The sequence below is a fragment of the Filomicrobium sp. genome, assembly GCF_025698805.1.
Lineage (GTDB): Bacteria > Pseudomonadota > Alphaproteobacteria > Rhizobiales > Hyphomicrobiaceae > Filomicrobium > Filomicrobium insigne.
The window spans coordinates 47,115-68,814 of the sequence record NZ_JAILWT010000008.1; the positions used below are offsets into that span (position 1 = coordinate 47,115).

At 59.9% G+C, this 21,700-nt stretch carries 17 protein-coding genes, 1 tRNA gene and 2 pseudogenes; 11 read left to right on the plus strand and 9 right to left on the minus strand.

Annotated features, from left to right (window positions below):
* Positions 1-122: 122 nt before the first annotated feature.
* Positions 123-317 (plus strand): heavy-metal-associated domain-containing protein, encoded by a 195-nt coding sequence (locus K5845_RS17735; RefSeq protein ID WP_012092684.1) that lies wholly within the window; start codon positions 123-125, stop codon positions 315-317.
* 14 nt (positions 318-331) lie between these two features.
* Positions 332-736, plus strand: coding sequence for a CopM family metallochaperone (gene copM, locus K5845_RS17740; RefSeq protein WP_213506229.1), 405 nt, complete (start codon positions 332-334; stop codon positions 734-736).
* Between the two features lie 104 nt (positions 737-840).
* On the opposite strand, the gene K5845_RS17745 is transcribed toward copM, so the two are convergent.
* On the minus strand, positions 841-1,017 hold the full coding sequence (locus K5845_RS17745; protein ID WP_156122387.1) for a hypothetical protein: 177 nt from the start codon (positions 1,015-1,017) through the stop codon (positions 841-843).
* A 178-nt stretch (positions 1,018-1,195) separates the two neighbouring features.
* Here K5845_RS17745 and K5845_RS17750 point away from each other — a divergent pair, with 178 nt between their 5' ends.
* Genes K5845_RS17750 through K5845_RS17760 form a run of 3 tightly spaced genes read left to right on the plus strand, consistent with a single transcriptional unit; the run spans position 1,196 to position 2,783 of the window.
* Positions 1,196-1,471 carry a metal-sensitive transcriptional regulator gene (locus K5845_RS17750; RefSeq protein ID WP_028034411.1) on the plus strand — a complete coding sequence of 92 codons (276 nt, stop codon included), beginning with the start codon at positions 1,196-1,198 and terminating at the stop codon, positions 1,469-1,471.
* Between the two features lie 18 nt (positions 1,472-1,489).
* Positions 1,490-2,257: a glutaredoxin family protein gene (locus tag K5845_RS17755; protein WP_012092687.1), complete on the plus strand. Its 768-nt coding sequence runs from the start codon at positions 1,490-1,492 to the stop codon at positions 2,255-2,257.
* Between the two features lie 22 nt (positions 2,258-2,279).
* The gene (locus tag K5845_RS17760; protein WP_012092688.1) at positions 2,280-2,783 is read left to right on the plus strand and encodes a DUF305 domain-containing protein; all 504 of its coding nucleotides are present in this window, start codon (positions 2,280-2,282) and stop codon (positions 2,781-2,783) included.
* Positions 2,784-2,914: 131 nt separating this feature from the next.
* Here K5845_RS17760 and K5845_RS17765 read toward each other — a convergent pair whose 3' ends face one another.
* From K5845_RS17765 to K5845_RS17780, 4 genes are all read right to left on the minus strand, one after another.
* Positions 2,915-3,715 (minus strand): TlpA disulfide reductase family protein, encoded by an 801-nt coding sequence (locus K5845_RS17765; protein WP_012092689.1) that lies wholly within the window; start codon positions 3,713-3,715, stop codon positions 2,915-2,917.
* A gap of 1 nt (position 3,716) precedes the next feature.
* Positions 3,717-5,567, minus strand: a complete 1,851-nt coding sequence (dsbD, locus tag K5845_RS17770; protein ID WP_012092690.1) for a protein-disulfide reductase DsbD — start codon at positions 5,565-5,567, stop codon at positions 3,717-3,719.
* On the minus strand, positions 5,567-6,175 hold the full coding sequence (locus K5845_RS17775) for a DsbA family protein (protein ID WP_037092232.1): 609 nt from the start codon (positions 6,173-6,175) through the stop codon (positions 5,567-5,569). Before K5845_RS17775 ends, dsbD begins: the two co-directional genes overlap by 1 nt.
* Before the next feature lie 186 nt (positions 6,176-6,361).
* The gene (locus K5845_RS17780) at positions 6,362-6,901 is read right to left on the minus strand and encodes a thioredoxin family protein (protein WP_012092692.1); all 540 of its coding nucleotides are present in this window, start codon (positions 6,899-6,901) and stop codon (positions 6,362-6,364) included.
* A gap of 335 nt (positions 6,902-7,236) precedes the next feature.
* On the opposite strand from K5845_RS17780, the gene K5845_RS17785 reads away from it, so the two are divergent.
* On the plus strand, positions 7,237-7,893 hold the full coding sequence (locus K5845_RS17785) for a L,D-transpeptidase (RefSeq protein WP_109707754.1): 657 nt from the start codon (positions 7,237-7,239) through the stop codon (positions 7,891-7,893).
* Positions 7,894-8,000: 107 nt separating this feature from the next.
* Here K5845_RS17785 and K5845_RS17790 read toward each other — a convergent pair whose 3' ends face one another.
* The 3 genes from K5845_RS17790 to K5845_RS17800 all read right to left on the minus strand — a co-directional run bounded on the left by K5845_RS17790 (position 8,001) and on the right by K5845_RS17800 (position 10,639).
* On the minus strand, positions 8,001-9,341 hold the full coding sequence (locus K5845_RS17790; protein WP_012092694.1) for an ATP-binding protein: 1,341 nt from the start codon (positions 9,339-9,341) through the stop codon (positions 8,001-8,003).
* Positions 9,341-10,003, minus strand: a complete 663-nt coding sequence (locus tag K5845_RS17795) for a response regulator (protein WP_012092695.1) — start codon at positions 10,001-10,003, stop codon at positions 9,341-9,343. The genes K5845_RS17790 and K5845_RS17795 overlap by 1 nt, the downstream gene beginning before the upstream one ends.
* 545 nt (positions 10,004-10,548) lie before the next feature.
* A tRNA-OTHER gene (locus K5845_RS17800) sits at positions 10,549-10,639 on the minus strand.
* 435 nt (positions 10,640-11,074) lie between these two features.
* On the opposite strand from K5845_RS17800, the pseudogene K5845_RS17805 reads away from it, so the two are divergent.
* A pseudogene (locus K5845_RS17805) lies at positions 11,075-11,854 on the plus strand (HlyD family secretion protein); the annotation flags it as partial.
* Positions 11,855-11,906: 52 nt separating this feature from the next.
* On the opposite strand, the gene K5845_RS17810 reads toward K5845_RS17805, so the two are convergent.
* Entirely contained in the window at positions 11,907-12,605 is a 699-nt protein-coding gene (locus K5845_RS17810) for a cyclic nucleotide-binding domain-containing protein (protein WP_046479435.1), read from the minus strand.
* Between the two features lie 279 nt (positions 12,606-12,884).
* On the opposite strand from K5845_RS17810, the gene K5845_RS17815 reads away from it, so the two are divergent.
* The 4 genes and pseudogenes from K5845_RS17815 to narJ all read left to right on the plus strand — a co-directional run bounded on the left by K5845_RS17815 (position 12,885) and on the right by narJ (position 21,696).
* Positions 12,885-15,617, plus strand: a complete 2,733-nt coding sequence (locus K5845_RS17815; protein WP_090228214.1) for a nitrate/nitrite transporter — start codon at positions 12,885-12,887, stop codon at positions 15,615-15,617.
* Between the two features lie 55 nt (positions 15,618-15,672).
* Positions 15,673-19,424 (plus strand): annotated as a pseudogene (locus K5845_RS17820) (nitrate reductase subunit alpha).
* Entirely contained in the window at positions 19,421-20,947 is a 1,527-nt protein-coding gene (gene narH, locus K5845_RS17825; protein WP_287959601.1) for a nitrate reductase subunit beta, read from the plus strand. Before K5845_RS17820 ends, narH begins: the two are co-directional and overlap by 4 nt.
* Positions 20,947-21,696, plus strand: a complete 750-nt coding sequence (gene narJ / locus K5845_RS17830; RefSeq protein WP_287959602.1) for a nitrate reductase molybdenum cofactor assembly chaperone — start codon at positions 20,947-20,949, stop codon at positions 21,694-21,696. Before narH ends, narJ begins: the two co-directional genes overlap by 1 nt.
* Positions 21,697-21,700: the final 4 nt, after the last annotated feature.

Consider the following 21,700-nt stretch of genomic DNA (forward strand, 5'->3'; position numbering starts at 1 on the left):
CAGAAGATGGGGTTTCCAACCATGGGAAGGTCAAGAGGACAAACAGAGAAAAATCGCCATTGACCTTCCCATGGTTGGAAGCCCCACATTTGGCAACGTGAGACCAAACAAGGAGAATTCTCATGGAACTCAGAATCGAGAACATGACCTGCGGTGGCTGCGCAAAATCCGTCACCAAGGCGATCCAGTCAGTCGACCCCACCGCCAGGGTGGAGACGAATCCGGAGGCGCGGGCGGTCAAGGTTGAGACGACTGCTAGTGCGGGGGCTATTCAGCAGGTTCTCGAAGAAGCCGGCTATCCTGCAACTGTAAACTGACCAGGAGCTGTGTCATGAACAAGCTCACCCCGATCTTCATTGCCGGCGCGTTCGTCATTGCTGGCGGACTCGCCTACGCACAGTCTCAGATGGACGAGCAAGGCCAAGGAGCGACCATGAATCACGGCGAACATGCCGGACACGGCGCCACCGCGCATTCGGATAACCCTGTCATTCGCGCCTACCAGCAAGTCAACGACAAGATGCATGCCGATATGGCGATCGAGTTTACGGGCGATGCGGATGAGGATTTCATGCGCGGCATGATCCCCCATCACCAGGGCGCCATCGACATGGCTCGTGTCGTTCTCGAACACGGATCAGACCCCGAGGTGCGAGCACTTGCTGAGGAGGTCATCTCCGCCCAGGAGGCGGAAATCGCGCAGATGCAGGAATGGCTGGCCAAGCGCAGCCAATGAGACGGTGAAGGGCGGATCAATTCCGCCCTTTTCCTTTGCCGGTCATCAGCACGAGGACGGTTGCCACCGCGAAGGCGACAAGCGCCCCATCGGTGCGCCTTCGGTCAAGGCAAACGGCTCGCGTGGACGCTGAACCACGTCTGGAACCCTGTTTCGAAAATGGTGATGCGTCCGCGGGCCTCGACCAGGGATAACAGCGTATCGGCCAGATCCCTGACCGCAAGCAACCCGACCCGAAGCTCTCCAACTGCGGCGATCAGATTCTCGGCTCTGATCTTCATGTCCATCTCCTTCGTTTGGCCCTCCAAGATGAGGGTTCCAACCATTGGAAGGTCAACCCCACTGATGATCGCGACAATGGTGCAAAGCAGACAGAAAGCGCCGGCGAGATTTTTTGATCGGAGGGAACCAAGATGGCTCTCGAACCTTAAATATACCCATACGGGGTATTTTACGGCCATGTGCCAGAAGGACAACAAAGCCCTCCGCGCGAGGCTCAAGCGAATCGAAGGACAGGTGCGAGGGGTCAGCCAGATGGTGGCCGATGACCGTTACTGCATCGATATCCTGCATCAGATCCACGCCATCAAGGCGGCGCTGGCCAAGGTCGAGACCGAAATCCTCAAGACCCACGCCGCTTGCTGTGTCGAGGAAGCGATAGCGGCAGGTGATGCGGACGCGCAACGCCGCAAATTCAGCGAGTTGGTCGAGGTGTTCGCAAAAGCAAAACTCTGAAATCGAAGGACTGACGACATGGCCACTTCCACCGCAAAACGCGCCGACCTGCACAGGATGGTGACCCACGAACATACCTGTCCCTACGGTCTCAAATCGCTCGACCTCCTGAAACGGCAGGGCTACGAGGTCAACGATCATGAGCTGACGTCGCGCGCCGAGATCGATGCTTTCAAGAAAACGCACGGCGTCGACACCACACCGCAGACCTTTATCGGCGGCAATCGCATCGGCGGCTACGACGATCTTCTCGCCTTCTTCGGCAAGGAGGTAAAGGACAAGGACGCCACCACCTATACGCCGGTGATCGCGTTGTTCGCGATGGCTGCGTTGATGGCGCTAGCGACGAGTTGGGCCGCGTTCGGTACCCTTGCGACCGTTGCGGCGGCAGAATGGTTCATTGCCATCGCCATGTGTCTGCTCGCCCTGCAGAAGCTCAAGGACGTGGAAAGCTTCGCTACCATGTTCCTCAACTACGATCTGTTCGCCCAGCGCTGGGTGCGCTACTCCTACGTCTATCCGTTCGCCGAAGCGCTGGCGGGCATCCTGATGATGGCCGGCGCGCTGATGTGGCTGTCGATCCCCGTTGCCCTCTTCATCGGCACTGTCGGAGCCGTATCGGTCTTCAAGGCGGTCTATATCGACAAGCGCGAACTCAAATGCGCCTGCGTTGGCGGTGACAGCAACGTTCCGCTCGGCTTCGTCTCGCTGACGGAGAACCTGATGATGGTCGGAATGGCGATCTGGATGCTACTCAAGCCCATGGGCATCGGTCTCGGACATTAAGCGAAAACCAAGGAGCCACGAGATGACCCAATCGTCCCATAATGGCAAGCACGAACACGCCGATCACGGCGAAGGACGTCCCTACCTGATGTTCTGGATCAACATGGCGCTCGGCCTGATCGTCATGTACGTCGTCATGTTCTCGATGATCGACGGATTTCAAGATTTCCGAAACAATCTCAACATGTTCTACATGGCCGTGACCATGTGGGCGCCGATGGGCATCTTCATGCTGGCAACGATGCCCGGCATGTTTCCGCGAAAAGGGCTCAATATCACCCTCTACGCCGTCTTCCTCGTCTTGACGATCGCCTCATTCGCAGCCACACGAAGCCAAACCCTGATCGGTGACGGGCAGTTCATCGATTCGATGATCCCGCACCACTCGGGCGCGATCCTCATGTGCCGGGAAGCAGACCTGCGCGATGCTGAATTGCTGACGCTTTGCGAAGAAATCATCGCAGCCCAGCGCAGCGAGATCGAGCAGATGGAGACAATTAAGGCTCGTCTCGATCAAAGGCCCTAAGACCTGTTGCCTTGCCCAATAGCGTCCGAGAATGGCAGGCTCAATGAGGATTGCATGACAAAACATCATGAGGATGGTCGCAGCTTCGTCACGGTCGTCAGCAAAAGCCAGCCGTGCCGGACCTGCGGCGGCTATTCGAGACCTTGAATGCCGCTCACGAGGGCTTCTCTTGAGATCTCGCCCATGTGTACCGATTGCAGCGTCCCGTCGCTCTTGAGGAACAACGTAGCCGGCAGGCCCGGTACCTCGTAATGACGACCGAACTCACCGAGTCCGTCGAGCACCACATGCTCAAGCTCAAGATTCTCGGCTGTGAGGTAGCGCTGAATGATCTCCTGGCCTTCACCTTGGTTGACGAAGACAAGTTCGGCAGCGTCCGTATTTGCGGCAACGTCCGCCATCATCGGCATTTCACGGCGGCAGGGCGGGCACCACGTCGCCCACAGGTTGATGACCACAGGTTGACCTTCGAGTTCACTTGGATTGAACCGTTCTCCGGCCAGCGTGCGGTAGATGTCTCCGGTCGGCAGCGGTGTCGCCGGCACGCCGGCGCTGAGCTGCAGTACGAAGAACGCGACATAGGCCGCAGCGGCGCTCGGCAGGGCCGTCCACAATGTGAGCCGCAATTCGCGCCGGAAGCGAAAGAACGTGTAGGCGAACGCCAGCGCAATGCCGGCTTCGATCATGAAGCCGCCCTGCCACATGTAGAATACGCGCAGCGGCTCGGCGAGGAAACTGCTCGCGTGCTGGATGACGTGCCCGACGCGCGCGCCGACCACGAAAGCGACGGTCGCGCCCCAGGCCCAGGACGAAAAGCGCTGATCGACCTTGCGGGCGAGGATCTCGCTCAGCAGGAGAAAGGCGGCGATGGCGAGGATCGCGGCGAAGCGGTCGGGTGCGAAGACGAAAGGCCCGATGGCGACTGCGTTCATCTCACTGCCTCGCCTGAGAGACCGATGTCAGCAACGTATCGGTTGTCACATCGCCGATGAGGCGGGAGCCGTTTGCCTCCGAGGCATTTCGGTTGAAGAAGATCATGGTCGGTGGGCCGACCACAGCAAGATCGCGCATCAGACCCTGACTGGCCTCATCCAGTCCGGTCAGATCCACCTTGACACGCTGGAAGTCGTTCAGTGCGGCAACGATTTCCGTGCTCGAAAAGACGTCGCGTTCGATCGTCTTGCAGATGACGCACCAGTCGGCCGTGAAATAGACCAATGTCGGACGTCCGTTGGCAGAGGCAATCGCTTGCTCGACCTGCGGCGTCGAGTTTGCCTCGATGAATGTCATCTCGGACTGGGCGATCTGCTGGCCCGAACCGGTCATGACGAAGTGGGCGAGCGGACGTAGCGGGTCGGTCCCGCCCGACGCCGCCCCGATCGCCAGGATGACGCCGCCGAGGGAAACCCCAAGTCCGGCGGCTTTGCGGAAACGTGGCCAGGCACCCGCATCGGCCAGGAGCCGATCAGCGACGCCGATGAAGACCGCAACAATCAAGAGGAGGCCCGCCCAAAGCGCCAGCGTCACTTGCGGCGGCAGGATTCGGGAGACCATCCAGATCGCCGCGCCGAGAAAGACGAAGCCGAACGCGTATTTGACCTGCACCATCCACGCCCCCGCACGCGGCAGAGCGCGGCTCCCCATCGTGCCAAAGGCGATCAGCGGAATGCCTTGGCCGAGCCCGAGGGCAAACAGCGCACTCGCGCCGATCCAGGCATCGCCCGTATGTGCGATATAGAGAAGTGCCGCGGCGAGCGGCGCGGTGACGCAGGGACCGACGATCAGCGCGGAAAGGAAGCCCATTCCGGCGGCTCCGCCCACCGAGCCGCGCGTGCCGGCCTGTACCCCTGCCATCCGGCTGACCCAGGTGGTCGGCAGTTGCAGTTCGAACAGGCCGAACATCGCCGTCGCCAGCACGACGAACAGCGCTGCGACGGCGCCAATGGCGTAGGGCGATTGCAGCACCATCTGGAGGTTTTGGCCGGACCACGCGGCAACCACGCCAAGCAGGCCAAACGCTGCGGCCATTGCCAGCACATAGGCCAAAGACAGGATGAAGCCGCGCCGGGCCGTCAATGCCTCGCCCTCGCGCGCCAGGGTCGCGCTCAGGATCGGATACATGGGCAGCACGCAGGGCGTGAAGGCGAGCAACAGCCCGAAGGCGAGGAAACTCACGATCACCCAGATCGCACCGCCGCTGGCGAGAAGCGAGCCGACCATGCCGCCGTCCTGCGTGTCCTCAGCCAGGCTGAAGCCGCCGTTTCCCGTCCCTCCGGCAGGGGCGGCCGGAGTTGGACCTATGCCAAAGCCGACAACGGGTTCGGAAACCTGAAGGTTTGCCGTGTTGACCGTCAGGGTCAGCGGCGGATAGCAGATCGAATCCTTCTTGCAGCCCTGATAGGTGACTGCGACCTGCCCGGGCGCTTCAGTGCCGAGACGTGCCACCGCTTCAAGATAATAGACCTCCGAAGGACCGAAGTTGGCATCCTCTGTCTCCACGACGCCCGGTCCAGTCGACAGCGGGATCGGCTCGCCGGTCGCGGCATCCTTCGCTTCCAGATGATCGCGATAGAGGTAATAGCCTTCCTCGATTTCCCACCGGAGTTGGATCTGCTGATCCGCATTCCGCTCAACCGAGAAACGGAAGGCTTCCTCGGCTTGCAGGAGATCCTCCTGTTGCGCCGCGGCGGGCAGCGACAGGAAGACGAAGAACAGGCCAGCAAGGAGGCGGAGTATGGGCATTGAGGACATGAAATTACTCGGATGATCGCGATCGGGATGCATCAAGACGCTTCGCGAGCGTCTGCGACAACCTGGCGGAAGCCGTCCTCGTCGAGGGCGGAGGCGACGAGAAACCGACCGATCAGAAACACGGGCGTGCCACGCAGACCGAGCCCCTCGGCCTGCGCGTTATTGCGCTGAAGCAAGGCGGTGATCTCGGCGTCGCGGCGGTTGGCTTCGGTCTCGAGACCCGCCGTGTCGAAGCCGGCACCTTCCAATGCCTGTCGCATCTGCTCTTCTGGCACCCGCGACCCTTCGATACCCATCAACGCCAGATAGGCTTCCTCGTAGCGGTTCTGATACCCGGCCGCCAACGCCAGCTTTGCGCCATAGACCGAAGACTGCGCGAGGATCGGCCAGTCCTTGTAGACGTGACGCACATTGCCGTCCGATTCCAGCACCGTATTCAGCGGCTCGACGGTGCGCTTGCAGAAAGGACAGTTATAGTCAAAGAACGAGACGATCGTCAGGTCGCCGTTCGGGTTGCCGCCGACCGGCGCCTCCGGGTCGTTCAGGATCATCTCGGCTGACATGTCGTCGGCACGCACGGGCATGGCAAAGCCGGCGGCAGCGAGCGCCGCCAGGCCCGAGAGCAAGGTCCGCCGACTCAATGCACCGCGGAACGGCGGCCTACCCATAGCGAAAGGATGAGGTCTACGTGTGCAGAGGCGCCGATCGTGCATGGTCTCAAAGCTCCAGATCATGGATATTGAAGCGAGCGCACTCTCCCGAGCTTAAGACAGTCTTAAGGACCGCATTGAGCCGAAGATGCGACGGCAGTTTATCCTGACTCCGGACTATCGGGTGAACGGCCGCAACCGCCGCATGAGATCGCGCCTGCTGAACGGTCCGACCGAACGGGTGCCGTTGTATTCCTGTCCGGTGGCTGCATCCACGACGAAGAATGTCGGCGGGCCGCTCGCTCGAAGGTGGGAGAGGAGCTGGCGGTTTCCCTCGTCCATCGCCGTGACGTCCACCTTGACGAGAGGGACAGCCTCAAGGTGTTGCAGCACAGCAGGGTGGGCGAGGATTTCCCGCTCAATGCGGTGGCACACCGCGCACCAATCCGCACGGATGTCGATGAGCGCGAAGCTATGTGTTCGTGCGATCTGCTCCAGTCTCTCCCGGTAGGAAGCGACGTCCGTGACCATTGCAGCCGGATTGGCGGCGGCCATCCCGCTGGGAGTCGCCAACAATCCTACCGGCACCACCAGGCCCCCGAGCAGAAGCTCGCGGCGGGTCCATTGGTCATTCTTGCGTCGAGCATCAGCATCGATGCCGCATCCAACACCTTCCGCGGACGCTACGGCGTTGTTTCTTAAAAGTCGCGTCCGCATCCTCGTCTCCTTCACAGGACCGGCGGCAAAGCGGGCGTTCCTTAAGGCCCGCTTAAGGGCGGAAAAGTGCTCCTCGCCTGCGACGCAAGCCCGCGTTTCCAACAAAGTGCCCCCACCCAATCGAAAACCTGTTCGGCCGGATCACTTGAGCCGCAGGCCGGCGCCTGAAGTCCCCGCCGCTTCGCTATCTTCGGCCGCGCTTACCTTAAGCTGCTCTTAAGATGGGCATCGTGCTGTGCGGCCTGATTGATCGCAAAGCAGAGAGCGTACGAAACGTGAGCAAGCTACCGACACCCGCAATCGCGCGACGCGCTTTCCTCATTGGCGCCAGCGCAATGACTCTCGCCGGATGCGTTTCCACGAGGCAAACACCGCAAGTCGCGCAGCCGGTCTCGATGCCTCCTCCGCCGCCGACGCCCCCGATGTACTACGCACTGCCGAACGAGCGCTTCCCGATCCCGGAAGTCGACGTTTCCAAGGTCGATCCGAAATGGTGGCGGACGGAAGTCGACTATCCAACCGATGAACGAGCCGGAATCGTCATCGTCGATACGCCAAACCGTTACCTCTACCACGTTCAGCCTCACGGCCGCGCAACCCGATACGGTGTGGGTGTCGGCAGGGACGGTTTTTCGTGGGCTGGTCGAGGGCGTCATATCGCATACAAGCGGGAATGGCCGCGCTGGACACCTCCCGATGAAATGGTTGCGCGCCAACCCGAGTTAGAGCCCTACTCAATCGCCAATGGCGGCATGGACCCGGGGCTGAAAAATCCACTTGGAGCACGCGCCCTCTACATTCATGAAGGAAACCGGGACACGATCTATCGCATCCACGGAAACCCGGAATTCTGGACCATCGGCCAGGCCGTTTCATCAGGATGCATCCGGATGATCAATCAGGATGTCATCCACCTCGCCGACAACGTTCGCGACGGGAGCCCGCTGGTTGTGATAGCAGATCCGGCTATGGGGCATCTTTTGGTGGGATAGCTTCGTCGCGCGGCGAGAAGATCACTCCCTGCGTTGGCGCATCCTGCTGGCACTCCATCTTCTTGAAGATGAGTTGGCTGCGCCCCGCACCATGTATGTGCAACGGGTCACGCGGCGTTCGCCATCACCGCTTGCAGCCCTCCGCAATCGCGATTCTGAAGTCGTAGGTGCCAACCACTCCGCCCGAGCGCCAGTTCGACGATCGCGAGACCGAGACCGCTGCCGACCGGTACTTTGTTGCGGCCGCGAAAGAAGCGTTCGGTGACGCGGGCCAACTCCTCCTCGGGGATACCGGGACCATCATCCTCGATGATCATCTGGCCCTCTTCGGCGGGGCCGGCCACACGACACCTGACGACGCCTCCGGGCGGCGAATGGTTCACAGCGTTCTCCATCAGATTCCGGGCAGCAAGAGCGAACAGATCCGGCTCGATGTCCAGCTCGATGCGGTCAAGATCAGGGGAAACCTCGACCGCAACGCCCCTGGTCGGATCTGCTAATTCGTCCGCGAGCGCTCTCAGTATACTCCCGGGCCATACCTTCCCACTACGCTCGCCCTGGTCGAGCGCCTCAACCGCCGACATATCCAGCAATTGCCGAACGAGCCGGCCGGTGCGGTCTACGCCAACCATGATCTGACGCAATGCCTGCTCGCGGATCGTGCCATCGCCGCTTGCAAGCGCGACCTGCGCCTGCGTCTTGAGGCCGGCCAACGGCGTGCGCAGTTCGTGGGCGGCAAAGGCGGTGAAGTTGCGCTCGCGTTCCCGAAGCCCGGCCACGCGTGCAAACAATCCGTTGAGCGACTGCAAGACCGGCGCAATCTCCTTCGCGGTCTGCACGTCCTCGATCGGGCTGAGGTCGGAGGCGGGTCGTGCTTCCAGGTCGCCTGCGATCTTCCTTAGCGGCTCAAGGCCGCGCCTGACGCTGAGCCAGATCAGGACAGCAAGAACCGGCAACATCAGCAGGACCGGCAGGAGAAGACCGCGGATGACGTCGTTCACCAACCCGTTACGGATACTCAGATTGTCGCCGACCAGAACGCGAACACCGCGCTCGGTATTGGTGATTGCATAAACCCGCCACCGCTCACCATTTATCACGGTTTCGGAGATCCCGTCGGTGTGCTCCGACATTGCTTGATCGGGCGCCGCATCCGATCGCCCGATCAATGTCCCCTGCAGCGACCAGATCTGGCACGAAAGCTGGCGGTCATAGGCGCTGTGGCCGCGCACCGGCAGATCGGACGTGATCGTTTGCGTCGGATCGATGGCGATCTCCTGGCTGACGATCAATGAGGAAACCATCCGGCCGGCTTCCATCAGCCGCGCGTCGAGAACCCGTTCCACCTCCGCGCGCGTGGAAAGGAAAATCCAGACGACCGCCGACAGCCAGACGAGACCGGTGGTCAGGGCGAGGATCAGGAACAGCCGTTTGGAGATCGACGGCATCACGGTTCGTCTCCGAGGCGATAGCCGATCCCACGGACGGTCTGGATCATGCCCGGTCCCAGCTTGCCGCGAAGATGATGGATGTGGACCTCGACAGCATTGCTCTCGACCTCCTCCTGCCAGCCGTAAAGCTTCTCCTCGATCTGGCTCCGCGACAGGATCCGGCCGGGATGGATCATGAGGGCATGCAAAATCGAGTATTCGCGCCGCGACAGGCGGATGGGTTCGCCTTGGTGTTCGACATTCTGGTTTGCAGGATCGAGCCGCAGGCCGCGCCATTCGATAAGCGCCTGCGGCCGGCCAGCGGCACGGCGGACGAGCGCGCGCAGCCGCGCCGCGACCTCGTCGAGGTCGAACGGCTTGCCGAGATAGTCGTCGGCCCCCGCATCCAGTCCGTGAATCCGGTCGGCGACCTGATCACGCGCAGTCAGGAGGAGGACGGGCGTGGCGTCCTGCCGTTCCCGCAGGGATTTCAGCACGTCGAGGCCGGAACCGTCGGGAAGCATCAGGTCAAGCACCAGCGCATCGAACTCATGGTTCGTGAGAGCTGCGCCGGCTTCTTCGCAGGTTTTGACCGCATCGGCGGTGAAGCCGCCAATCGAAAGGCCCACCGTCAATCCGTCTCTGAGGACGGCATCATCTTCGACTATCAGCACGCGCATGGTTATCACCCGAGGTTCCAGGTCGCATTTCTATACGAGGCTTAAGGCAGCCTTAAGGATCGAACTTGAGCGCGCTCGATATCGTTCGGGGATTGGGCGCCTGTGATGTACCTCATCTTACCTGAGCCAAGAGTCGGACGTCTTCGAGACTTGGAATCGCGCCGGCAAAAACGCCGTTCTCGCCCTGATCCTTATGGGCATCTCCAGCCCAGCGCCGAAACAAAACGCTGGCATGGCGGCAGTGTACCCGTCATTCCGGCCCTCCTGTCCATCGGGCTGTTGCTGGTCGCGGTGAAGGAACTCGCCCGGCCTGAAACGATACGCGGGTCCACTTGTCTGCCCGAGCCAGTTGGGCAATGCGCATTGGAGACGGACTCGAATCAGTTCGGCTCGCCGAGGCATCGTCCGGCTGGTGTTCAGGCGATCATCCCGTCCTGCCTGCTCAGGCGTCATTCGTGTTGACCAGGTGTTGGCCAAGCCCAAAAAGGGAAGGGCCACCCGAAGATGGCCCTTACTCAATCCTTTGATTTCCTTTAGAAATCTGAAGAGAGCGAAGGGATTCGAACCCTTGACTCCAACCTTGGCAAGGTTGCTATGCGGCGGCCCGAAACAGCAAGTTATGATGGGTGCGCCCTCCCGCAACCATCTTTACCGGCGTCGATCGCAAGTTATGATCGACGCCGGTCCCCGCAACCATCTTTACTTGCTCGGGGCGCAAGTGAAGATTAGATCCTGCCCCCGCAACCAAAATTTTCCAAGTAATTAAGCAAGTTAAGAAGCTTGGCGTAAGCCGGGCTTTCTTGCGTTTTGGGTTTCGGTAACCACGGCTTGGCGAACGCCTTACTGCGCACCATCCGCAACTGGCTTGATTGGCTCAGCAAGTTGCTGGCCCGCGAACCTTCGCGACATTACACTAACGTGGCTCGAAGACGGCTTTGGGAAGAGAGCCATCACGGACGGAACGTCCAGGCGGGGGGCGACAGAAAAAGGACGCTCGTCATGGCGAAGGCGGACATCGCAGCGACAGAAGGCGAGATTCAAGAGGCAAAGGGTTCCCATAAGCAGGCACTCGAAGAGCTCGAAACAAAAGAGGAGCTACAGCGCCGTAACGCCGACGTCGTGACGCAGCGTGAGATAGAGCGGCTCCGAAATGTAGTAGAGGCACGGCAGGGAGCGTTGGCTGCAGCGGAGGCTACCAAACTGTCGGCCGAAACGAAGCATTCGACACTTCTACCTGCACAGAGAGCCAGCGCCGAAGCCGCGCAGGCGCAGGCGCAGGCTCAAGTCGAGCTGAATAAGATGACCGTATACGCCGGAGTGACCGGCCATGTGGAGCAGTTCAGCCTGCGCGTGGGAGATGTGGTCAATCCATTAATGCGACCCGCCGGAATTCTTATTCCGTCAGAAGCCGGTCGCCTCTACTTGGTTGCGGGCTTCAATCAGATTGAAGCCCAGGTCATGAAAGTTGGAATGACAGCGGAAGCCACCTGCGCGTCCAAGCCGATGACCATCATTCCTTTGGTGGTCACACAGGTTCAAGACTTTATTTCTGCCGGACCAGTTTAGAACCTCTGAGCGATTGATCGAACCCCAGCAGACTGCGCAACCGGGAACGCTCTTGGCCTTTCTGCAACCCCTGTTCGAAGGCGGTCTCGATAACGTCACCCCAGGCAGCAGTTGCGTTGCTAACGCCTATACCAACAATCATGACAAGCTGGCGCAGCCGGACATCGGATGGGGCGCTGGCTTTTTCTGCATATGGTCGACACGGTCAGCATCGTCCATGCAATGATCCTGCGGCTACAGGCCCTCGTCCTGCCCATCAAAGTTCTCGTGTTCGGCGGACATTGACGCCTGATAGCACAACGACGCTTGAGCTCATCGCTCTTAGCAAGCTCTGCATTCACGAGGTTGGATCATCGATAAGCGGGTTCGGCTTGCTGAAGGCAATAAGCTTCGCCGCGTCTCCCACGCGGATCATCGGCCCATCAACGGTAACGCCAGCCTCGGCAAGCTCAGCTAAGGCCCGCGACAAGTTCTCCGGCCGCATGCCGAGGCGGCTCGCCAGCGCCCGCTTTTCGAACGGCAACCGAAACGTGCCACAGCCTCCCGACTGGCTCGCTTGGGTGAGAATCCAATTGGCGAGACGTTCGCTGCTGGACCGCAAGCGTACGTTCTTCAACTCTTTAACGATCGTACGGTAGCGGCAAGCAAGCTCGGCCACCGTTGCTCGTGCAAAGCCTGTGTCGCGCTCGAAGACCTCGCGCACAGCCCCGGCTGGTATGAGCACAACCGTCGACGACGACAAGGTGCGAGCCGATTTCAGATAAGGTCCGTCGACAATCACGGCAGCAAGAATGAAAGCAGCTGGCGGCGTCAGGATCGACACCGTCGCCTCACGATCATTATGAGAAGCAAAGAAGGCGATCTGACCGTCGACCAGAACGTGCAAGAAGTCCGGCCTCTCACCTTCGTGGATGAGCACAGTCCCCGTCGGGAAACGTTGCACATATCCAGCTGCGATCAGCGTTCTGAAATTTTCCAGCTCGACGCCGCGAAAGAGCGGTAGTTCGCGGACAATCTCGGAATCCTCGCGGCGCATGCTCTATCGCAGGTGCTCCTATTACGGTCGGTCAACGTTGCCTCGGTCCTGGCCTCGTTGCAACGAGCATCTTGCCTTGATTTTTATCAATCATTGTATTGAACAATATCAATTACAAAATTGCTTTTACATTACTCAGGACACAAAGAAGCGACTAATATTTCTTTTGTCTGCGTAGTTTTTAACAAGTTGATCTCGATCAACGAAAAGCATTTCCCCAAACGTAATTCTTGTCGTGCCGAGTTTTTTTCCGGCGACCTCAAGTGGGGTGCTTGATACATGAATACTCAGCCTACCGTGGATCCTGGCGACCAGAGCAGGGCGCTTTGGCTGTCCACCATTTCCTTCACTGTCTGCTTTGCGGTTTGGACAATTTTCTCAATCATCGGTGTGGGCATAAAGGAAGAGCTGGGACTTAGCGATACCGAGTTCGGCCTACTGGTAGCAACACCTATTCTAACCGGTTCGTTGAGCCGGATATTCCTCGGCATCTGGACAGACCAATACGGCGGCCGCGTCGTATTCACAACGACGATGGTGCTGGGTGCCATTGCGACCTTCCTTTTATCGTACGCGACGACCTACGAGTTGATGCTTTTGGCCGCCCTCGGGGTGGGACTCGCAGGCGGCTCATTTGCCGTCGGCATCGCCTACGTCTCCCGCTGGTATCCGTCGGAAAAGCAGGGGACGGCACTCGGGATCTTCGGCGCCGGCAACGTCGGCGCAGCCGTGACTAAGTTCCTGGCACCTTTTGTGATGGTCGCCTACGGCTGGACCGTGGTGGCTCAAGTGTGGGCCGCAGGGCTGGTGATCATGGCCGCCGTCTTCTGGTTCGCAACCAAAGATGACCCGGTACTGCGCGCTCGGCGACAGCGTGGGGAGAGCGCACGCAGCACGCTGTTAGAACTAGATCCACTGAAACGGCTGCAGGTGTGGCGGTTCTCGCTCTATTATTTTTTCGTGTTCGGTGCGTTCGTCGCCTTGGCTCTGTGGCTGCCGCGCTATCTAGTCGGTGTTTACGAACTCGACATCCGGACCGCCGGCATTCTGGCCGCCTTCTATTCTGTGCCGGCGAGTATCTTCCGCGCCTACGGTGGCCACCTTTCGGATCGGATCGGCGCCCGTAAGGTGATGTACTGGACGTTTGGCGTGTCGGCGGTGGTGTGTTTCATGCTGTCCTACCCGAACACCGACTACGTCATTCATGGCATTCGCGGCCCGATCACCTTCTCGACGAGTGTAGGCCTAGTGCCATTCGTGATCCTCGTATTCGTACTGGGCTTCTTCATGAGCCTGGGCAAGGCAGCGGTCTATAAGCACATCCCCGTCTACTATCCCAACCACGTCGGCGCAGTCGGCGGCATGGTCGGACTCGTAGGTGGGCTTGGGGGCTTTATCCTACCGATCATGTTCGGTGTCATGCTTGACCTGACGGGCATATGGACCAGCAGCTTTATGCTACTCTTCGCCATCGCCAGCATCTCGCTCGCGTGGATGCACTTCGCGATCCTTGCGATGGAGCGCAGAGCGCGCGCCCCCGAGCCAGAGATTCTGCCGCAGCTGCCGGAGATGACAGAGATCCATCGGCCGGAGCATCGTGGCGCGCTAGCTGGTGTCATCGAGGATTGGCGACCGGAAGACAAAGAGTTCTGGGAGAGCAAAGGTCGGACCATTGCACGCCGCAACCTTTGGATCTCGATCCCGGCCTTGTTGCTCGCGTTTGCGGTGTGGATGGTATGGAGCGTCGTTGTCGCCAAGTTGCCGGCGATCGGCTTCACCTACTCGACAGATCAGCTCTTCTGGCTAGCAGCTCTGCCGGGCCTTTCCGGCGCGACACTGCGCATATTCTACTCGTTCATGGTGCCGATTTTTGGTGGTCGACTTTGGACATCGCTGTCGACGGCCTCGCTGCTGATCCCGGCGTTCGGCATCGGCTATGCCGTGCAGGACCCGCAAACACCCTACGTCATCTTCCTCGTGCTGGCACTACTCTGCGGTTTCGGCGGTGGCAATTTTGCCTCGTCGATGGCCAACATCAGCTTCTTCTTCCCGAAGGCTGAAAAAGGCAACGCGCTGGCTCTTAATGCCGGCCTCGGCAATGCCGGCGTCAGCGTCATGCAGTTTATTGTGCCGCTCGTGATAACGGCAGGCGTCTTCGGCGCGCTTGGAGGTGAGCCGCAAACACTGTCAGACGGTAAACTGCTCTGGCTGCAAAACGCCGGCTTCATCTGGGTGCCGTTCATTATAGCCTCGGCGATCTTTGCATGGTTCGGCATGAACGACATTGCCGATGCGAAAGCCTCTTTCGCCGAACAGTCGGTAATTTTCCAGCGCAAGCACAATTGGGTGATGTGCTGGCTCTATGTCGGCACCTTCGGCTCGTTCATTGGCTATTCGGCGGGCTTCCCACTCCTCGCAAAGAACCAGTTCCCGGCTGTCGACTCGCTGCAGTACGTCTTCCTTGGCCCGCTGGTCGGTGCTCTCTCCAGGGCAGCCACAGGCTGGGTCTCGGACAAGTATGGCGGCGGCCGAGTGACCTTCTGGGTCTTCATCGTGATGATCGCCGCAGTGGCGGGAGTGCTTTACTTCCTGGGTATCAAAGAAGAGCCGGGCGCGTTCTGGGGCTTCTTCGCAATGTTCCTGATCCTGTTCCTGGCGACAGGCGTCGGCAACGCATCAACCTTCCAAATGATCCCGATCATCATGCGCTCCGAGATCGGGCGCCTGATGCCCGAAAAACCTGCCGAGGAGAGACTGCGTCAAGCGGAGAGGGAAAGCGCAGCCATTATCGGATTCACCTCGGCGATTGCAGCCTACGGGGCCTTCTTCATCCCGAAGGCCTACGGCTCATCGATAGTGATAACCGGCGGCCCGGAGGCGGCACTGTGGGGTTTCATGGCCTTCTATGTGACGTGCGTTCTGGTGACGTGGTGGTTCTACACGCGTCCCGGCGGAATGCTTCATGACATCGAGCGCGGGAAAACGGCCGCTTCCCCACAACCAGCGGAATAATCATTGCGCGGACGTTGGGCAAGACGGCCGAAGCCCGCCATATCGGAGCTACCAGATGAGCCACATTCTCGATCGCCTCACGTTCTTCAACCGCGTCGTCGACGAGTTCTCGGATGGCCACGGCATCACCACCCGTGAGGACCGCACGTGGGAGGACGGCTATCGCAAGCGGTGGGCGCACGACAAGATCGTCCGCTCGACGCATGGGGCGAACTGCACGGGCTCATGTTCGTGGAAGATCTATGTGAAGGGCGGCATAGTTACCTGGGAGACGCAGCAGACAGACTATCCACGCACCCGTCCTGATCTGCCAAACCATGAGCCACGCGGCTGCTCCCGCGGCGCCTCCTACAGCTGGTATCTCTACTCCGGAAATCGCGTCAAATATCCGCTGGTGCGCTCGCGGCTTCTAAAGCTGTGGCGCGAGGAGCGCGCCATTCGCACGCCGGTTGCCGCATGGGCCTCGATCGTCGAAGACCCGACAAAGCGCGCTGCCTATACGAGAAAGCGCGGACTTGGCGGTTTTGTGCGCGCCAGCTGGGATGACGTGACCGAGATCATCGCCGCGGCCAATGCGTATACCGTCAAACGCTATGGCCCGGACCGCATCCTTGGCTTCTCGCCGATCCCGGCAATGTCAATGGTGTCCTATGCGGCGGGTTCGCGCTACCTGTCGCTGCTCGGCGGCGTCGCAATGTCATTCTACGATTGGTACTGCGACCTGCCACCGTCCTCCCCACAGACATGGGGCGAGCAGACGGACGTGCCCGAGAGTGCCGATTGGTACAACGCCGGCTTCCTAATTCTGTGGGGTTCGAACGTCCCGCAGACACGCACCCCCGACGCTCACTTCTACACTGAGGTTCGCTACAAGGGGACGAAGAGCGTCGTCATCTGTCCAGACTATTCCGAAGCCTCGAAATTCGCGGACATGTGGCTCAGCGTGAAGCAGGGGACCGATGCGGCGCTTGCCATGGCCATGGGTCACGTCATCCTCAAAGAGTTCCACGTCGACCGCAAGGTCGCGTACTTCGAGGACTACGCCCGCCGCTACACCGATATGCCAATGCTGGTCCGGCTCGTGAAACGTGACGACCATCTTGTGCCGGACCGCTTTGTACGCGCTAGCGATTTCGCTGAAGAGCTGGGCGAGAAGAATAATTCGGAGTGGAAGACGGTCGCATTTGATGAGGCGTCCGGCAATCTGGTTGTACCCAACGGCGCTGTCGGATTCCGATGGGGCGAGAAGGGAAAGTGGAACCTTGAGGAAAGGGCAGCGAGCGCCGAAACCAAGCTGCGCCTCTCACTCGCAGGAATTAGGGATGACATTGCCGCTGTCGCGTTCCCCTACTTCGGCAACATTGAGCACGACCACTTCAACGGCACCGATCACCCGAGCATTCTGCCGCGCAACATGCCGGTGAAGAAGCTCGTGCTCAAGGACGGCGAGACCTTGGTCGCCTCCGTTTACGACCTCTTCCTCGCCAACTACGGAGTCGACCGCGGTTTCGGCGGCAAGCACGTCGCAAAAAGCTACGACGACAACGAACCCTATACCCCGGCATGGGCCGAGGCGATCACTGGCGTCAGGCGCGACCAGATCATCCAGGTGGCACGCGAGTTCGCGCTGAACGCCGAGAAGACCAACGGCCGGTCTATGGTGATCATAGGTGCTGCGATGAACCATTGGTATCACTCCGACATGAACTATCGCGGCGTCATCAACATGCTGGTCATGTGCGGCTGCGTCGGTCAGTCGGGTGGCGGCTGGTCGCACTACGTCGGGCAGGAGAAGCTGCGCCCGCAGTCAGGCTGGCTGCCACTCGCCTTCGCGCTCGATTGGGCCCGCCCACCGCGTCAGCAGAATTCAACCTCGTGCTTTTATGCCCATACCGATCAGTGGCGATACGAGACGCTTAATGTCGGTGACATTACCTCGCCAACTGCACCGCCTGGCCCATGGGACGGGGCGCTCATTGACTACAACGTCCGCGCCGAGCGCATGGGCTGGCTACCGTCGGCGCCACAGCTGGAAACCAACCCAATCGAGGTCGGCAAAGCGGTGGCGGCATCCGGCAAGGATGCGCCGACTTACGTCGCCGACGCGTTGAAGTCCGGCGCGCTCAAATTGAGCTGTCATGACCCCGACAACCCCAAGAATTGGCCCCGCAATCTTTTCGTCTGGCGCTCGAACCTGCTCGGCTCGTCAGGCAAAGGCCACGAGTACTTCTTGAAGCACCTGCTCGGCACGAGCCATGGCGTGATGGGTAAGGACTTGGGTGAGATGGGTGCGAAAAAGCCCAAAGAGGTGGCTTGGCGCGACGAGGCGCCAGAAGGAAAGCTCGATCTCCTGATCACGCTCGACTTCCGCATGTCGACGACGTGCGTTTACTCCGACATCGTACTACCGACGGCGACTTGGTACGAGAAGAATGATCTCAATACCTCCGACATGCACCCGTTCATTCACCCGCTGACGGGCGCGGTCGATCCGGTGTGGGAAGCAAAGAGCGACTGGGAAATCTACAAGGCGATCGCCAACAAATTCTCTAACGTGGCACCCGAGGTGCTCGGCATTGAGAAGGACGTCGTACTGACCCCAATCATGCACGACACGCCAGCCGAGATTGCACAGGCCACGGACGTGCGCGACTGGCACCGCGGTGAGTGCGAGCCGGTGCCCGGCAAGACCATGCCGACCGTAACGCTTGTCGAGCGCGACTACCCCAACCTCTACAAGCGCTTCACGGCGCTCGGGCCGCTGATGTCCAAAATGGGCAACGGCGGCAAGGGCATGTCGTGGAACACGGAGAACGAGGTGAACTTTTTGAAGCGCCTTAACGGCGAGGTGACGGAAGAGGGCCCGACGAAGGGCCTTGCACGAATTGAGAGCGATATCGATGCCGCCGAGGTAATCCTGTCGCTCGCGCCTGAAACCAACGGCGAAGTAGCGGTCAAGGCTTGGGAAAGCCTATCGAAGGCCACCGGTCGCGATCACACACACCTCGCACTGCCCAAGGAAGATGAAAAGATCCGCTTTCGCGACATCGTCGCCCAGCCGCGCAAGATCATCTCTTCGCCGATCTGGTCGGGGCTCGAGAGCGAGAAGGTTTGCTACAACGCCAGCTACACGAACGTGCATGAGCTGATCCCCTGGCGCACATTGACTGGCCGTCAACAGCTCTACCAAGACCATCTTTGGATGCGAGCATTCGGCGAAGGGTTGTGTGTATACCGCCCCCCAATCGACACGCGAGCCGTCAAACCGGTGCTCGACGCGAAGCCCAACGGCAACAAGACCGTGGTCCTGAACTTCATCACGCCACACCAGAAGTGGGGCATCCACTCGACCTACACCGACAATCTGCTGATGCTGACCTTGAGCCGCGGTGGGCCTATTGTCTGGATCAGCGAAAACGACGCCAAGAAAGCCGGTATCGTCGACAACGACTGGATTGAAGCCTTCAATTCCAATGGCGCCCTCGTGGCACGTGCTGTCGTCTCGCAACGCGTGAAGGACGGCATGTGCCTGATGTACCATGCACAAAAACCGTGAACGTGCCGGGCTCCGAAATGACCGGCCAGCGTGGCGGCATACACAATTCGGTGACGCGTGCCGTCGTCAAGCCAACGCACATGATCGGCGGCTACGCCCAGCAGAGCTACGGTTTCAATTACTACGGCACGATCGGCACGAACCGCGATGAATTCGTGGTCGTGCGCAAAATGAGCAAGGTGGACTGGCTCGAGCGGCCGAACACCGATGCCCCAGTCGTTACCACTCAATCCCGTGAGGCCGCTGAATGAAAATCCGCGCTCAAATCGCAATGGTGCTGAACCTGGATAAATGCATCGGGTGCCACACCTGCTCTGTTACCTGCAAGAACGTTTGGACGAACCGGGAGGGCATGGAATATGCCTGGTTCAACAACGTCGAGACCAAGCCAGGCATCGGCTATCCCAAGGATTGGGAGAATCAGAAGCGCTGGAACGGCGGCTGGGTGCGCAAGTCGAACGGCAAGATCCAGCCCAAGATCGGGTCGAAATGGCGGGTACTGGCAAAGATCTTCGCCAACCCAGACTTGCCCGAAATCGATGACTACTACGAGCCATTCACCTTCGACTACGAGCACCTCCAGAAGACGCCGGAACTCGAGGCCTCTCCAACGGCAAGACCGCGCTCGCTGATCACCGGCAAGCGGATGGAAAAGATTGAGTGGGGACCGAATTGGGAGGAGATCCTAGGCGGCGAGTTTTCAAAGCGCTCAGCCGACTACAACTTTGAAGGTGTCCAAAAGGAAATTTACGGACAGTTCGAAAACACCTTTATGATGTACCTGCCGCGGCTGTGCGAACACTGCCTTAATCCGGCGTGTGTCGCAGCCTGCCCATCAGGTGCCATTTACAAGCGCGAAGAGGACGGCATCGTCCTCATCGACCAGGACAAGTGCCGCGGATGGCGCATGTGCGTGTCGGGCTGCCCATACAAGAAGATTTACTTCAACTGGTCGAGCGGCAAATCGGAGAAGTGCATCCTTTGCTATCCGCGCATCGAGGCCGGCCAGCCGACGGTGTGCTCGGAGACCTGCGTCGGGCGCATCCGCTATCTAGGCGTCGTGCTCTATGACGCCGACCGCATTGAGGCGGCTGCAAGCGTCCCGGATGAGAAGGCGCTCTACGAAGCGCAGCTTTCCGTCTTCCTCAATCCGCAGGACCCCGAGATCATCTCGCAGGCACGTGCCGATGGTGTGCCTGAGAGCTGGCTCGAAGCCGCGCGCCGCTCGCCGATCTGGAAGATGGCGATGGAGTGGAAGGTCGCCTTCCCCTTGCATCCGGAGTACCGCACGCTGCCGATGGTTTGGTACGTGCCGCCGCTATCGCCGATCCAGTCCGCGGCGGAGGCAGGCAAGATGGGCTCGGACGGCGAGATGCCGGATGTTCGCTCGCTACGCATTCCTCTGCGTTATCTCGCCAACCTCTTGACGGCTGGTAACGAAGAGCCGGTGGCGCAGGCGCTCGAACGCATGCTCGCCATGCGCTCTTACATGCGCGCGAAGACAATCGATGGCGTCATAGACGACGCAATCGCCAGGCGCGTTGGTCTCAAAGCCAATCAGATCGAGGACATGTATCAGGTGATGGCAATCGCCAACTACGAGGACCGCTTCGTCATCCCAACGACGCACCGCGAGCTGGGGGAGGACACCTACGATTTGCGCGGATCGTGCGGCTTTACGTTCGGCGGGGACTGTTCCGATGGACGGACGGCGGACGTCAACATGTTTGGCGGGCGCAACAAGGCGCCCAAAAGAACCACGGAGACCGTGTAATGGCAAAGACCTTCAAGGTTCTCTCGACACTGCTAAGCTATCCAACCGAGGAAATAGTCGCTGCCGCACCGATCATGGCAGGTGTCCTGAAAGAAGAGCGGCTCTTGCGACCACGAGAGATCAAGGCGCTAATACCCCTCTTCGAAGAACTCAGCGCCAGCGATCTTTACGAGCTTCAGGAGCGCTACGTGCTTCTGTTCGATCGTACGCGCTCACTGTCATTACATCTCTTCGAGCACGTACATGGCGAGAGCCGTGATCGCGGTCAGGCCATGGTTGACCTGAAGGCGGTTTACGAGACAGCTGGCCTGGAGATCAGCTCCAACGAGTTGTCCGACTACCTACCTTTGTTTCTTGAGTTCCTGGCAACGCAACCGCTTACCGAAGCGCTCGATTTAGTCGGCCAACCTGCGCACATCTTTGCCGCGCTTGCCGAACGATTGAGGCGGCGCAAATCGATCTACACGGCGGTTTTCGATGTGCTCGCCAAGCTGGCGAAGGCTGATCCGAGGTCGGCGGAAGTACGTCAGCTCGTCGGCGAACCGGAGATCGATCCCAATGATCTGGAGTCGCTGGATGCCGCCTGGAACGACGAGGAAGTACGATTCGGTCCGTCCGCGGATGCGCAATGCGGCGGCGATCGGTTGATCCCGAAGCTCCGCGCCGGAAGCCGGCCAGCGCCGGGCATGGAGGTTGTCCAGCCGCAGCCTCGCACCATAATCACCCACTCCGGTTCCCGGAGCATCTAAAGGA

What these genes read in the sequence shown, in the direction of transcription:
- K5845_RS17780 (WP_012092692.1), bottom strand. Translation starts at nt 6,901, where the DNA reads ATGCGGACGCGACTTTTAAGAAACAACGCCGTAGCGTCCGCGGAAGGT.
- K5845_RS17795 (WP_012092695.1), bottom strand. Translation starts at nt 10,003, where the DNA reads ATGCGCGTGCTGATAGTCGAAGATGATGCCGTCCTCAGAGACGGATTG.
- K5845_RS17765 (WP_012092689.1), bottom strand. Translation starts at nt 3,715, where the DNA reads ATGAACGCAGTCGCCATCGGGCCTTTCGTCTTCGCACCCGACCGCTTC.
- K5845_RS17735 (WP_012092684.1), top strand. Translation starts at nt 123, where the DNA reads ATGGAACTCAGAATCGAGAACATGACCTGCGGTGGCTGCGCAAAATCC.
- dsbD (WP_012092690.1), bottom strand. Translation starts at nt 5,567, where the DNA reads ATGCATCCCGATCGCGATCATCCGAGTAATTTCATGTCCTCAATGCCC.
- K5845_RS17745 (WP_156122387.1), bottom strand. Translation starts at nt 1,017, where the DNA reads ATGAAGATCAGAGCCGAGAATCTGATCGCCGCAGTTGGAGAGCTTCGG.
- K5845_RS17760 (WP_012092688.1), top strand. Translation starts at nt 2,280, where the DNA reads ATGACCCAATCGTCCCATAATGGCAAGCACGAACACGCCGATCACGGC.
- narH (WP_287959601.1), top strand. Translation starts at nt 19,421, where the DNA reads ATGAAAATCCGCGCTCAAATCGCAATGGTGCTGAACCTGGATAAATGC.
- K5845_RS17815 (WP_090228214.1), top strand. Translation starts at nt 12,885, where the DNA reads ATGAATACTCAGCCTACCGTGGATCCTGGCGACCAGAGCAGGGCGCTT.
- K5845_RS17790 (WP_012092694.1), bottom strand. Translation starts at nt 9,341, where the DNA reads ATGCCGTCGATCTCCAAACGGCTGTTCCTGATCCTCGCCCTGACCACC.
- K5845_RS17750 (WP_028034411.1), top strand. Translation starts at nt 1,196, where the DNA reads ATGTGCCAGAAGGACAACAAAGCCCTCCGCGCGAGGCTCAAGCGAATC.
- K5845_RS17785 (WP_109707754.1), top strand. Translation starts at nt 7,237, where the DNA reads ATGACTCTCGCCGGATGCGTTTCCACGAGGCAAACACCGCAAGTCGCG.
- K5845_RS17810 (WP_046479435.1), bottom strand. Translation starts at nt 12,605, where the DNA reads ATGCGCCGCGAGGATTCCGAGATTGTCCGCGAACTACCGCTCTTTCGC.
- narJ (WP_287959602.1), top strand. Translation starts at nt 20,947, where the DNA reads ATGGCAAAGACCTTCAAGGTTCTCTCGACACTGCTAAGCTATCCAACC.
- K5845_RS17755 (WP_012092687.1), top strand. Translation starts at nt 1,490, where the DNA reads ATGGCCACTTCCACCGCAAAACGCGCCGACCTGCACAGGATGGTGACC.
- copM (WP_213506229.1), top strand. Translation starts at nt 332, where the DNA reads ATGAACAAGCTCACCCCGATCTTCATTGCCGGCGCGTTCGTCATTGCT.